Below are 13,725 nucleotides of genomic sequence, written 5' to 3'. Positions count from 1 at the left end.
GGTGTCAGTATGATTGTTTTTGTTGTACCACTCAGAAGTCAGCAATCCTCAAATTCTTGGGATCGCGTTCTTAAGTTATTTGAAAGATGTATCAAGGCAATCTGCAATCAAACTTCACCAGATTTTAGGGTGATTGTTATTTGTCACAAAAACCCACATATTGAGTTTAATCATTCTCACATCACCTACATTGAAGTAGATTTACCACCGCCAGCTCCAGCTTTAAAAACTGCGGCTTTGAAGAAATGGGAAGATCCAGATTTTGCATTTAAGTATCTAGACAAGTTGCAAAAGGTGCTGACGTGATTCATGTATGCTCAACAGCTAAAGCCGTCTTAATATAATGATTGTTGATGTCGATGACTGTGTAAGTAAGCATTTGGCAGAATTTGTCAGTCAGCATTCACAATCTAATGGATGGTATGTGGATAAGGGGTATGTATATCAGGATGGCAATCGATTCATATATTACAAAAAATACGCTTTTAATAGATCGTGCGGAACCTGCCGAATTGTTCGGTACAATTTGTATGACTTGCCTGAAAAGATGGAAGATGCCAATCTAACTTCTCTTATTCATCTTGATTATCATAAATTAACTGAGATAAAGCAAGGAGTAAGACTCAAGCAATTGCCTTTTGAAGGTGCTGTTTATATTATTGGAAATGGAGAAAATATTTATCAGGCAGGTTTCGACACGTTTTTTGGTGCTAAGGTGGGAATCACGTTAAGCATTCGTTCTCGGATAAGAGAAGCCTTTAATTATCGACTTCTAACGAAATCAATTCGTCGTGAATTTGGCTTGTATAACATCAACTAACCATTTGAATTTTGCGACCAAGGCTGGTAAAGCTAGTTTTTGATTGAAGTCAATAGCTGCGCGATCGCGTTATCTCTCCTTGGCATACAGACCAAAAATAGAGAATAATATTTATTAAACCTAAGAACTTGGTTCCATCTTCTAAAATTAATGGAGTTCCTATTCCTTTTAGATCCAATAAGTCCGTCATCCCTGAAACTACAAACAGAGCAATAGCTATTAGTAGCAGAATATAGGGTGTTGACCGGATTCTGCGCCAAAATAAAAAACTATAGCTAACAGCAGCAATCCCGTATATTGAATACATCAGTACTTTGGGAACACCAGCCGATAAGGTTAGCTCCAGGGTAAAGCGAAATATATCATCAACTAGCAAAACTGCCAGTCCAATTGCAGAAAATAGGATAAATAAATCACCTTTGCGCCTAGGGTGAAGACTTTTTAACAAGCCAAAGCTAAACAAACAGATTGCGAATGATATGCACCACAATATTTCAGAAAGCTGAGTAAAAAAGCCTACGTGGAGTTGTCCTTTAAGGAAAGGTGGTTCGGAAAATAAAACTGTTAGTAACCCTACTCTTGCAAAATAGTCTGAGCCGTAGTAACTACCTGCAAGTTTGACATAGACTGCCATTGTAATAAACAGTAGGAGAATCAGACCATTGAGAATAAGAACAAAACGGTCTTTTATTATTTGATTTTTGATATCTTGTAAGATTTTTTTAATCAGATAAGCTGGCATTTTAATTCAAATTTATTTGATCCTAGGAAAAAGCTAGAAAAACAGTCTCATGCGCTACAAAATTTGGACGTTTCTTTCGATTCCGATCCGTTATTTGTCGAGTATAAGTCAGTCTAGCTAAATAAGTCCAGACAACAGGTGAAAATATATATAGCATTCCTAACTGAAGGCGAGATCCCCAACTTCTCTAAGAAGTCGGAGATATAAACTGCTGGCATCTCACAGCAGGCGTCTCGCCTGCGCTAAAACCAAAAAAATATTTCATAACTTCCTATATGACTGCTGTTACCTGCCTGGGCTTTTAGGGAACGCTAAAATATAACCTCATTGAGGTGAGTCTTTTATTTAGATTCTGTTACAGTTCTTATCTTGTATTAAGGCAATGGAGAGAAGGAGTAACTACCTATGGGAACTAGCATCATACAACGTAATAATGTCCAGATGCTGGGTAATGGCAGCCAGACAATTATCTTTGCCCACGGTTTCGGCTCGGATCAGACGGCTTGGCGACATCAGGTAGCAGCCTTCGCACCTGATTTTCGCATTATACTGTTCGACCATGTAGGGGGGGGAAAGTCAGATTTTTCTGCTTATAGTCCGCGCCGCTACAGCAGCTTATACAGCTACGCAGAAGATTTGCTGGATTTATGTGCCGAGTTAAAGTTAACCAAGAGCATCTTGGTGGGTCACTCGGTCAGCGGGATGGTTAGTTTATTGGCAGCATTAGTCGAGCCTGATTGCTTCAGCCAACTAATCTTTCTGGATGCGTCCCCCCGTTATCTCAACGATGTGGGATATGTGGGTGGCTTCGAGCAGTCTGACCTAGATGCGCTCTATGCAGCCATGTCAACCAACTATTATGCTTGGGCCAGCGGTTTTGCTCCCATCGCAATGGCTACTCAGGATAAACCGGAATTGGCAGCCGAGTTTGCCAATACGCTAGCAGCTATCCGTCCGGATATCGCGCAAGCGATCGCTAAAGTGATTTTCCAGTCAGACCATCGAGATGAGTTACCGCGATTGAATGTACCGACTGTGATTTTACAGGCAAGCGATGATATTGCCGTACCGCCTCAGGTCGGTCAGTACATGGCAGAAAAAATTCCTCAAGGTAAGCTGATGAATATCGCCGCTAGAGGGCACTTACCGCATATCAGCGCCCCCGACGTGGTAACGAATGCGATCGCCCAATGTCTCGTCGCCTAAACTTAAACTTAAATCTTCGACCGTCACGGTTGCTCCTTTGTCCTCCTGACCGACTACCGACATTTAGACCCTTCCTACTAGGGCTAACCCTCTTTTTCGGAGGACTGGGCGTGCTGGATGGATGGACGCCTATGCAGATCGTCGCCCCAGTCATCTTGACAATATGTACGCTTTTGCCCCTACCAGCGGTGCAAGTCGCACCCGCCGTAGGGCTTTGCATTCTGTTCTTGGGACTGCTGCATGGCGATTGGCGGCTAACACGCCAGTCACTTGAGCTGGGTAGTGTGGCTGTGTTCGGCACGCTTGTAGGCTCTTTTCTGCGGGGAATCGAGTGGCGGTTGGCGTCTCAATCGGTGCTGAGTACTCTTACCAATGCCGACACCAGAAATTCTCCCAATACACCGATCCGGCAAGCCCTGATCTTACTACGGGACTCGGTTTGTGCCGACGCGGCGATCGCGCTGCGCCAACTTGATGATGTCACCGCTGAAGCCTTGGTGTGCATTCCCCAGCAGGCGCTGCCAGATCAACTGACGACACCCGCCTTGTTTGAGGAAGCGATCGCTCAAAATCGCTGTCTCTACTATCCAAACTACCCCGCTACCCCCGGTGCTTCTCATGTCTTGCTCGCCAAAGGTACTCAATCCCTCGCCATCCTTCCATTTCAGTATCCCGGTAAAGGCACGATGCCAGCACCCCATAGCGGTGCAATTTTGCTGATCTGGCATCGCCAGACAAACATCTCCTCACGTCTGCGCCAATTTATCGAGTCGCTACTTGCCGAATTACGCACCCTTTTACAGTTCTGCGATACCACCCTACGGATGGAGAATCTGCAAGCACGCTTTGGTGCCATGTTAGAGACAATCCATCAGGGAGTGGTATTTGTAGATGAAAGTGGCGAACAAGGCTGGATCAATCAAGCCGCTGCCGAGCAACTGGGACTCACCCCTGGGGCTGTAGAAACCCCCCATGCTGGCTCAGGCGATGGCATTGCTACGCACTAGCGCTGATAATCAACAGGAAATCGTGGCGCAGGCAGCAACGTTTTTTTCCCAACCTCAAGCAGTCATTCGCAACTGGATCTGGGTGTTCAAAGGCGACACGCCAAAAACGCTGAGTATCTCTAGCACGGCGACGCGGGTACACGACGTGCCCGGTCGCCTCTGGATATTCGATGATATTACCGAGCGATATTTCGCGCAATTGGCGCTTGTCGAGCGTACTCAAGAATTATCTCAGACGAATCTGGAACTGGAAAAGGCAAAAGCAACTGCTGAAGCAGCAACTCGCATCAAGAGTCAATTCCTCGCCAATATGAGCCACGAAATCCGCACCCCGATGAATGCGATTATCGGCATGACGGGACTGCTACTCAACACTGAGCTAACCCCCCAGCAGCGGGATTTTGTTGAAACAACCCAAAGTAGTGGCGATGCATTGCTAACGCTGATCAACGACATTCTTGACCTTTCTAAAATTGAGTCAGGCAAGCTGGAGTTAGAAAAGTATTCTTTTAATCTGCGAGTTTGTGTTGAAGAAGCCCTCGATTTATTAGCTTTCAAAGCAGCCGAAAAAAATCTGGAATTAGCATATTTAATTCATCCAGAAACCCCAATAGCGATTGTGGGAGATGCCAATAGGTTGCGCCAAATTTTAGTCAATTTGCTCAGTAATGCGGTCAAGTTCACCCAAGCTGGAGAAGTGATTGTATCGGTAAGTGCAAAAGAGGCGATCGCTCATGAAGAATCGGGAATCGGTGATCAGCAAACCAACCGATTACCGATTACCCATTACCAAATCCAATTTGCTGTTAAAGACACAGGCATTGGGATTGCCCCAAACCGTATAGATCGCCTGTTCAAATCTTTCAGTCAGGTCGATGCTTCTACGACTCGGCAGCATGGGGGAACCGGGTTAGGACTAGCGATTAGCAATCATCTCAGCGAAATGATGGGCGGTCAGATGTGGGTCGAGAGCATGGGAGCGATCGCCCGAAATCCTCCTTCTGACTGGGAACCTACCCTAAAAAAAGATCCGGGCGCAAGCAGCAACCATGAATTTCATTCTCCACTTCCTCCCCCCCTTCAAGAAGGCGAAAGCATTGCGGCGGCAAAGCAGCTAGCGCCTACATCCCGTGCTACGCTCTCGGTAGCTAACAGCCCTCATCCAGACGTAGGCTCTACTTTTTATTTCACCATTGTTGCGGCATCAGCTCCCAATGTATCTGCGATCGCTTCTCAAAATCCTCAACCTCAGTTAGATGAAAAGCGACTCCTGATAGTAGATGATAACGCTACAAATCGCCAAATATTGACGCTGCAAGCCCAATCTTGGGGAATGCTGACTTGGGCAGCTGAATCTGGTTCTGAAGCCCTCGACTGGCTGAACTTAGGGGAACCGTTTGATATCGCCATTCTGGATATGCAGATGCCACACATGGATGGTCTGACTTTAGCGGCTAAAATCCGCCAGCTGCCTAACTACGAAAAATTACCCTTAATCGTGTTGACCTCCATCGACAGACCAGAAAGGAGTCATCATGTCCTAGCAGTATTCGCGGCATTCCTCACCAAACCAGTTAAACAATCCCATCTCTATAATGTCTTGAGCCATGTCCTGGGTGGACCGATCCAGGTGAAGCCTTCGCGCACCGATACACCTCCAATAAATCCGCAACAAGCAGCACAATTCCCCCTGCGGATTCTGTTAGCAGAAGACAATGTGGTGAATCAAAAGGTAGCCTTGTACTTACTATCACAGATGGGCTATCGAGCAGATATCGCCAGTAATGGATTAGAAGTGCTAGAAGCTCTACATCGCCAATCCTATGACGTGGTGCTAATGGATGTGCAAATGCCAGAAATGGATGGATTGACAGCGACTCGCCACATAGTTAGGGAATGGTCGCCAGCTTCTCGTCCCCGCATCATTGCCATGACAGCGAATGCGATGCAAGGAGATCGGGAAGAATGTCTGAATGCAGGCATGGATGACTACCTGAGCAAACCGATCCGCATAGAGGAACTTATCCAAGCTTTGAGCAAGTGTCAGCCCTCCCTCCTCAGTCCTCAGCCCTCCGTCCTCAGTCCTCCTATTGATGCATCCACTCACCCCTCCCTTCCTACTCCCCAACTCAGTCCACCCTTCGGGAAGGCGAAGCGCCTACAGCCCTCAGTCCTCAGTCCTCCTATTGATGCCAAAGTGTTGCAATCATTTCGCAAAATGGTCGGTGAAGATGCCGAGGTGATTTTAGGGGAGATGATCGATTGCTACCTCGAAGATGCGCCAAAACTCATGATCGCGATCGCGATCGCAGTTGCACAAGAAAATCCACCCCAGTTGCAACGCCCCGCTCACACGCTCAAGTCAAGCAGTGCCACCCTGGGTGCCACAACCCTCGCCCAACTCTGTAAAGAGTTAGAAATCATGGCTCGTACTGGAAATATTCAAAATGCATTAGACAAATTGCCGCAGCTTGAAGCTGAGTATGAACGTGTTAAGGCGGATTTGCACTCTCAACGCCAGCCAAATTAGCTATGAACACCACCGACGCTCATCAACATACTCCCCTCATCCTCGTCGTAGATGACGACAAATTCATGCGGCTTCAACTTCGCCGAGCGATGGAACAAGCCGGATACCAGGTAGCAGAAGCAAGCGACGGAGAAGAGGGTTTAGCCGCCTACACGCGGCTAAACCCAGATATTGTGCTGCTGGATGCCATGATGCCAGTGATGGATGGCTTTACCTGCTGTCATCTATTGCGTACACTTCCAGAGGGCGATTCTCATGGAGAGACGTTTGGCGATTCGGCTACAGCGACGCGAACTGCTGAAAAAAATCGCCCCCTAGGAGGATCGCGAAACACACCCGTATTGATGATTACGGCTCTTGAAGATCAAGAATCGGTCGATCAAGCATTTGAGGCGGGTGCCATCGATTACATTACCAAACCGATTCACTGGGCTGTCCTGCGTCAGCGCGTGCGTCGTGTCCTCCAAGCTAGTCAGGCAACAGAGGAATTGCGACAGCAAACTGAGCGGGCGCAACTGAGCGAGGAGCGACTGAGGTTAGCCCTAGAAGCTGCCCACATGGGCACCTGGGACTGGAATATCCAAAGCGGCAGAGTTGTTTTCTGTGGGACTACGGAAGCGAATTTTGGTCTTACTCCAGGCTCCTTTGACGGCACCTATCAAAGCTTTCTCACCAGAATCCATCCTCAAGACCTCGAATTAGTCACTCAAGCTTTGGTACGCACCGTGGAAGAAGGGGCGGACTATGACATCGAATACCGCATTATTTGGCCTGATGGTAGCGTTCATTGGATAGCAAGCAAAGGTCAAGTTTATTACGACCAAACCGGCAAAGCCATCCGTGTGAATGGCATCAACATGGACATCACCGAACGCAAGCACTCGGAACAAAAAATTGGCGAACAAGCTGCCCTACTGGATATCGCCACAGACGCAATTCTGGTTCAAAATCTAGACAATCAAATCTTATTTTGGAACCAAGGTGCGGAACGTCTCTATGGCTGGAAGCAAGAAGAAGCCCTCGGCAAGAACACCGCTCAGCTTTTGCATAAGCAAATTTCACTAAAATTTCAAGCAGCCCAAAAAACTCTCATCGAGGAAGGAGAGTGGTATGGGGAGTTGTATCAAATCACCAAATCCGGTCGGGAAATCATTGTTGAAAGTCGCTGGACGCTAGTGCGCGATGAGGCGGAAAACCCAAAAGCAATTCTGATTGTCAACACAAATATTACCGAAAAAAAACAACTAGAAAGGCAGTTTCTCCGCGCTCAGCGCATGGAGAGCTTAGGAACGCTGGCTAGCGGCATTGCCCACGATTTAAACAATGTGCTAGCGCCTATTTTGATGTCAGTTCAACTTCTGCAAATCAAGATCCAGGATCGTCAGAGTCAACAGCTGCTTTCTATCCTCGAAACCAATGCCAAACGCGGAGCTGATTTGGTTAAACAAGTGCTTTCATTTGCGCGGGGCATGGAAGGCGAACGGACAAATCTCCAAGTCGGGCACCTGATTTTTGAAATTGCGAAGATCGCAAATGAAACTTTTCCTAAATCAATCGAGATTCATACTGATATCCAGACGAGAGAACTTTGGGCTGTTTCTGGCGATGCCACACAACTACATCAGGTACTCATAAATCTTTGCGTCAATGCTCGTGATGCCATGCCAGATGGCGGGACGTTGAAGATTTCTGCCGACAATATAGTAATTGATGAAAACTATGCCAGGATGAACACAGGTGCAAAAGTGGGTTCCCATGTTCTTATTAGTGTCTCTGATACTGGAATGGGGATGTCTCCTGAGATGCTTGATAGAATCTTTGAGCCATTTTTTACCACTAAAGAAATTGGCAAAGGTACGGGTCTGGGTCTTTCAACTGTGCTTGGCATCATCAAAAGCCACGGCGGTTTTTTGAATGTATATAGCGAAGTGGGAAAAGGCACCGAATTTAAGGTTTACTTGCCAGCAGTCCAGGGGAAATCAACACCGCAAGTTATAGAAAATCAATCTAATCTGCTAACTGGGAACGGCGAGTGGATTCTGGTTGTTGATGACGAAGCTTCAATTTCTCAAGTGACTCAAGCATCTCTAGAAACCTATGGTTATAGAGTTTTAACTGCTAGCGATGGGATTGAGGCAGTCGTACTGTATGCCCAGCAGAAAAAAGAAATTAGTGTTGTACTCCTCGATATGATGATGCCGTCTATGGACGGACCAACAACGATTCGCACGCTACAAAAAATTAACCCGCAAGTTAAAATTATTGCGGTTAGCGGACTCTTATCTAACGATAGGGTGAATGAACTGGCTCGCGCTGGGGTCAAAACCTTTTTGTCAAAACCCTACACTACAGAAGAGTTGTTGAAAACTCTACATGAGGTAATTATCTAATGCAAGAGTTACAGCAGCCGCTCAACTCAGGACTCGCCGCACATCACCACATCTGCCACCGCAACTACAGGGGGATTGCCCCTACAAAACGCTATATGTATAAGCTTTGCATAAGTCCTGAACTGATGTCATACTTCATCTGCATGATTTCCTGACGACAAACGTGCCAAAAGTAAAATGCGATATTGAGGATTCCCAATAACTTCGTTCCATCTTTTAGCATTGCCGGAGTACCATGACCCCGGCTACAGTTTAGGTAGAAGCCGTCCTGTAGGTGGCATTTTCTTGGGGAACGGAGGGAGCCTGAGAATTAATTTTTCTGGAATAAGTAACTCTGGCTAAAGAACTCCAGGCGGCAGGTGAAAACATGGCTGGATATGCCATCTTCAGTGCCATTAGGATTTTTCCTTGCTTCAGTCCTACTAAACTCCAATGCAGCTTGAGAAACGCCTTGATTTCCTCAAGTTTCGGAATAGATGAGCGATATTTTTCATGCACTAACGGGTAGATTCTTTCCTTGATTAAGATATTTGTTTCTAACCGTTTTTGCAGTGAAAACTTCTGATTGCATCCACCAGGCCATAATGTCCGGAAGGTAAGATACTGATTAACAAATGCAGCATCCCCATATTGGGCAATTTTCACCCAAGAGTCGATGTCGTCGCAGTTGCCATCTAAAGCCGAATCCCAACCGCCTGACTTGATAAAGGCATCTTTTTTGAAGGCAACTTGAACGGGTGTACCAAAAGGAACCACTTCCATCAACATCCCGTAGTGGATATCCTCTTGTTTCACGTAAAATATTTTGCCAGGACCGCTTGGCTTGGTGCGGGTAACTTCTTCACCGTTGACATCAACTTGAACGGCTTGACACGAACAAATCGCTGCTTGGGGACGTTGAGCGATCGCTTTTACCATTTCCCAGATGCAGTTGGGTGCCAGATAGTCATCATCATCCAGCGGTTTGATCCAGTCTCCCGTTGCCACGGCAACCCCAGCATTTACGGTCGCAGAGTGACCGCTATTGACTGGGTTGCGGTAATAAACCACGCGCTCGTCGCCCAAGCTGCGGACGTATTCTTCTGTACCGTCCGAGGAACAGTCATCTGCTACTACCACTTCGCAGGGCAAAGTTTGCGCTAGCGCCGATTCAATAGCCCGCCGCAGTAGCGGTAAACGATTATAAGTTGTAATTACGATGCTAAATTTCATTATTCAGCGCCTCTCCTGAGTTGTTATAAAGCGATTTGATATTCAGCGATTATTCTACGATGCAGTTTTCTGTCTAAACCATGAGCCTATTCTATAGTTTGTCAATCCGTTGTTCTACTTTTTTCAGTCCTTAGGAAGATGAACCAACTGCTTCTTGCTTACGTATATATACAAGGATCAGTTCGTAGATAGAGGAATTGACGGTAAAATTTTTCCGTGTAAACACTTATCTTAAACATTTTTGTTAAAGAAATCATCAAGCTAAGTTAAAGATAATGTAGAATCCGGAGACTTTTCTTAAAGTTTTCGTGAAGATTCAGAGCAACCATTATAAACTCGGATTTTTGTATCACTTGATACAGTGAAGTTTCCAAAAGAGGCGAGCGATCGGGAACCCGATTCTACAGCATCAACCATGTTTTTACGGACGATAGTCTCGGCAGGTGTCCGGGAACTCAGCCAAGGAAAGAAGTTTCTATTGCTTTAGAGACGCTGCCGCCAGTTAGTCGGAGCGATGTCCCATCATCTGCTTTTCTAGGCAGCTATAGTGGGATGCAAATGCCTACAGCACGCTGCGCTTACCGCGTAGCGATACTTGTAGCGGTTATCGCCGCCTAACCATCATGAGCGAATTCCCAGATTTTTCCGATTTAGGCTATCAAGTCGAAAGGGAGCTAGGGCACAACCCTTGCGGGGGTCGAGTCACTTACCTAGCAAGCCGTACCAATACACAGCAGCGCGTCGTTATCAAGCAATTTCAGTTTGCCCATTCCGGTGCCCGCTGGTCAGACTACCAAGCTTACGAGCAAGAAATTAAGGTGCTACAGCAGCTGAACTCACCCAGCATTCCCCACTACCTCGATTCCTTTGAAACCCCAAGCGGCTTTTGCCTGGTTCAAGAATATAAACCTGCTTCCTCTGTCTCTACATCGCGTCACTTTACCCCAGAGCAAGTTAAGCAAATTGCCGTTGCCTTGTTAGAAGTTTTAGTCTACTTACAACAGCAAAATCCTCCGATTATCCATCGAGATATTAAGCCGGAAAATATCTTAGTGGATGAACAACTGAAAGTTTACCTGGTAGATTTTGGCTTGGCTCGCATCGGAAGTGGGGAAGTCGCCGCCAGCAGCACCATTAAAGGCACGTTGGGATTTATGCCGCCAGAACAGGTATTCAATCGCCAACTGACCCAAGCATCCGACTTATATAGTCTCGGTGCAACGCTGATTTGCTTGCTCACCCAAACCAAATCCACTGAAATTGGCAATTTAGTTGATGAAGCTTATCGGATCAATTTTAAGCAAATGGTGCCGCATCTGAGTCGGCAATTTGTGGACTGGCTCTCAAAAATGACGGCACCCAACTGCAAAAATCGCTATCCCAATGCTGTCACTGCCATAGAAGCACTCAAGCCGATTGATGTTCGCCGCCGCGTCCTGGTGCCAATTGATATTGTCCGCTATGCTACGTCATTCGGAACTCTAGACCGTCCCACAAAAACCAAGATTCTCGCCGCCGGATTAGTGCTAACATCCCTGGGGTTTGCCACGATCAAGGACAGACCCAGTTTAGTCAAAGCGGATCTCGTCAGGCAGTTGTTGGAAACTAACCACTGTGACAGATGCGACTTAAGCAGTGCCAACTTGGGTCGAGCCGATTTGAGTAACGCCTATCTAACGGGTGCCAACCTTCGGGATGCCTATCTCAGGGGTGCCAACCTCATCGGTGCCGACTTGACGGGTGCCGACCTCAGGAATGCTTACCTGGCAGTTGCCGATTTAACCATTGTTGACTTCAGGGGTGCCAATCTCAGAGGTGCTGACCTCCAAGATGCGTACTTGGGGAGTGCCGACCTCAGAGGTGTCAAACTCAGGGATGCCAATTTAGAAGGCGCTGACCTGGAGGGTGCCGACCTAACGGGTGCCGACCTCAGGGGTGCGAACCTCAAAGATGCCAACTTAGAGGGTGTCAATATAACTGGAGCCAAGCTGACAGATACCATCATGCCCGATGGCTCGATTCATCGATAGCTCAATGCAAGTGGGTTTTCCAACTAGCGGTATGGATGCGCTGATAGTAAGAATAGAGCGATCGCATCCGCTACTTTTACAGCCATCTGTTATAAAAAGCTCACCCCCTACATCTATCTATAGGTAGGATTATGGGGAATTTAGCAGACTTTTCCAGCCAAGGCTATCAAGTAGAGCCAGAGCTAGGACAAAACCGCGCCGGGGGTCGAGTCACCTATCTGGCAACGAGTACAAAAACCCAGCAGCACGTTGTGATTAAGCAGTTTCAGTTTGCCCAATCCGGTGCCAGCTGGTCTGATGATGATGCTTCAGGACTTACGCAACTTGCGCGACATCTGGGGGCACCCACAAGGGGATTGCCCCTACAAAACGCTATGTGTATAAGCTTTGCGTAAGTCCTGTGCTTGCGAGCAAGAAATTCAACTACTGCGCTGTCTGAATCATTCCAGCATTCCCCAGTACCTCGATTCCTTTAACTCCATTCTTTTGTAGTTGTAGTTTGAAAACACGCCCTAGCCCTCTTCCTTACGAGGGAAGGGGAATCTTCAAACCCCTCCCGTGGTTGGGGAGGGGTCAGATCGGGACTTGACCAACAGCATCAATAACTAATGACTAATGACCACTAAAAGAATGACTATTCTTCAATTTGCCATAAATCCTTGGTCATGTCTTCATCGACAATTTTCTTCGGACGCAACACTAGGAGGATTTGTCCCAGGATGGGGACGGTAGGAGCATCGGGGAACCAGTGAAGTTGCAGGTGTCCTGACTGGTCAACTACAAAATAGCTGCTGGCATTCCATTCCTGTCGAGACCTATCAATAAGAACCAGAATTTCTTCCGGGTTGTTGGTATGTTGACTGGGCAACTGGCTGCTGTTGCAGAGAATGACGACGGGATCTTGTGCTTTCAAGACGACTTGCCAACCGGGTAGAGACACCCAAGATCCACTCCAAGAAGTCTGTACTAGCCGGAATGGCTCAATTTGTTCCACTGGGGGAACTAATTGTAAGTCTGCGGGTGTCAAGGGCAGGGCACCGGCGACTGGTATCGTGCGAGGTAGTTGTTCTTCCTCGTCCAGTCGGTACAGGGGTAAAGCAGGGGCGCGACGAGGGGTAGCGCCTGCGACTCCTTCGGTTAGCATCTGTTCGATCTGATTTCGGGCAGTTTGGCTGTGAGCAAACATTAAGCCGCGAGCAACAAAACGCGATCGCTCTTGCACATTACTTAATTGTTTTGCCCGTCTCCAATACTGATAAGCAACCGCGTCTCCAGGATGGTCGGTAAATCCCTGCGGCAGAGTCCGCATCCGGGACAATTCTTTCACATCTTTGGCGACTTCACGGGCAACATCGGCGTCGAGGTTTCTGGATCGGATAAAGTCTGCTGTTGCTACCCGTTCTGGCTCAGTGAGAATCCGCAATTCGTATAAAATATCACTACCAGTGCGAGAATAGTGCGATCGCACTTCTTCCGATGCCCCACCATTGACTAGAGATGTGTATACCTGTGCGCCCACAATTACTTGATTCTGATGCACTGGCTCAAAGCCGGTTGCCTCAAAAATCGCTTGGGTATTGTAACCGGCTTTTTGCAATTTGGCACAGGCTTGTCCCCAGTCAACCCAGGTTCCTTGTTTGCGGCGGAGCAAGAACAGTAAATCTTCAACATTCACGTTCGCTGACTCTGGTTGAAGGCTACGATCGGGAGTGTCTGAGGAAGGTGTTTCAGTCATAATGACCCCAAAAAGCTTTTCATCGCTATCAAGCGACCAGGAACGTTTTTAAA

11 protein-coding genes are annotated in these 13,725 nt (G+C 47.1%); 8 read left to right on the top strand and 3 right to left on the bottom strand.

What is annotated here, in order from left to right:
• Positions 1-9: 9 nt before the first annotated feature.
• Positions 10-306 carry a glycosyltransferase family A protein gene (locus AC2VDX_RS21855; RefSeq protein ID WP_378185205.1) on the top strand — a complete coding sequence of 99 codons (297 nt, stop codon included), beginning with the start codon at positions 10-12 and terminating at the stop codon, positions 304-306.
• Between the two features lie 37 nt (positions 307-343).
• Positions 344-820, top strand: a complete 477-nt coding sequence (locus AC2VDX_RS21850; protein WP_378185207.1) for a hypothetical protein — start codon at positions 344-346, stop codon at positions 818-820.
• A 49-nt stretch (positions 821-869) separates the two neighbouring features.
• On the opposite strand, the gene AC2VDX_RS21845 is transcribed toward AC2VDX_RS21850, so the two are convergent.
• Complete coding sequence (locus tag AC2VDX_RS21845; RefSeq protein WP_378185209.1) at positions 870-1,562, bottom strand: hypothetical protein; 693 nt, start codon at positions 1,560-1,562, stop codon at positions 870-872.
• A gap of 405 nt (positions 1,563-1,967) precedes the next feature.
• Between AC2VDX_RS21845 and AC2VDX_RS21840 the strand changes: the two genes are divergently transcribed.
• Genes AC2VDX_RS21840 through AC2VDX_RS21825 form a run of 4 tightly spaced genes read left to right on the top strand, consistent with a single transcriptional unit; the run spans position 1,968 to position 8,695 of the window.
• Positions 1,968-2,768 (top strand): alpha/beta fold hydrolase, encoded by an 801-nt coding sequence (locus AC2VDX_RS21840; protein WP_378185211.1) that lies wholly within the window; start codon positions 1,968-1,970, stop codon positions 2,766-2,768.
• Complete coding sequence (locus AC2VDX_RS21835; RefSeq protein ID WP_378185213.1) at positions 2,753-3,775, top strand: hypothetical protein; 1,023 nt, start codon at positions 2,753-2,755, stop codon at positions 3,773-3,775. The genes AC2VDX_RS21840 and AC2VDX_RS21835 overlap by 16 nt, the downstream gene beginning before the upstream one ends.
• Positions 3,741-6,305, top strand: a complete 2,565-nt coding sequence (locus AC2VDX_RS21830; protein WP_378185215.1) for a response regulator — start codon at positions 3,741-3,743, stop codon at positions 6,303-6,305. The genes AC2VDX_RS21835 and AC2VDX_RS21830 overlap by 35 nt, the downstream gene beginning before the upstream one ends.
• 2 nt (positions 6,306-6,307) lie before the next feature.
• Entirely contained in the window at positions 6,308-8,695 is a 2,388-nt protein-coding gene (locus tag AC2VDX_RS21825) for a hybrid sensor histidine kinase/response regulator (RefSeq protein WP_378185217.1), read from the top strand.
• A gap of 252 nt (positions 8,696-8,947) precedes the next feature.
• Here AC2VDX_RS21825 and AC2VDX_RS21820 read toward each other — a convergent pair whose 3' ends face one another.
• Complete coding sequence (locus AC2VDX_RS21820; RefSeq protein ID WP_378185220.1) at positions 8,948-9,907, bottom strand: glycosyltransferase family 2 protein; 960 nt, start codon at positions 9,905-9,907, stop codon at positions 8,948-8,950.
• Positions 9,908-10,530: 623 nt separating this feature from the next.
• On the opposite strand from AC2VDX_RS21820, the gene AC2VDX_RS21815 reads away from it, so the two are divergent.
• Positions 10,531-11,937: a pentapeptide repeat-containing protein gene (locus tag AC2VDX_RS21815; RefSeq protein ID WP_378185224.1), complete on the top strand. Its 1,407-nt coding sequence runs from the start codon at positions 10,531-10,533 to the stop codon at positions 11,935-11,937.
• 131 nt (positions 11,938-12,068) lie between these two features.
• Entirely contained in the window at positions 12,069-12,332 is a 264-nt protein-coding gene (locus tag AC2VDX_RS21810) for a hypothetical protein (protein ID WP_378185226.1), read from the top strand.
• A 239-nt stretch (positions 12,333-12,571) separates the two neighbouring features.
• On the opposite strand, the gene AC2VDX_RS21805 is transcribed toward AC2VDX_RS21810, so the two are convergent.
• Complete coding sequence (locus tag AC2VDX_RS21805) at positions 12,572-13,672, bottom strand: RuBisCO accumulation factor 1 (RefSeq protein WP_378185228.1); 1,101 nt, start codon at positions 13,670-13,672, stop codon at positions 12,572-12,574.
• Between the last annotated feature and the right edge of the window lie 53 nt (positions 13,673-13,725).

This window comes from Coleofasciculus sp. H7-1 (assembly GCF_057473865.1).
The sequence above is the reverse complement of the archived record's forward strand: the minus strand, read 5'-3'. Positions and strand labels throughout refer to the sequence as shown.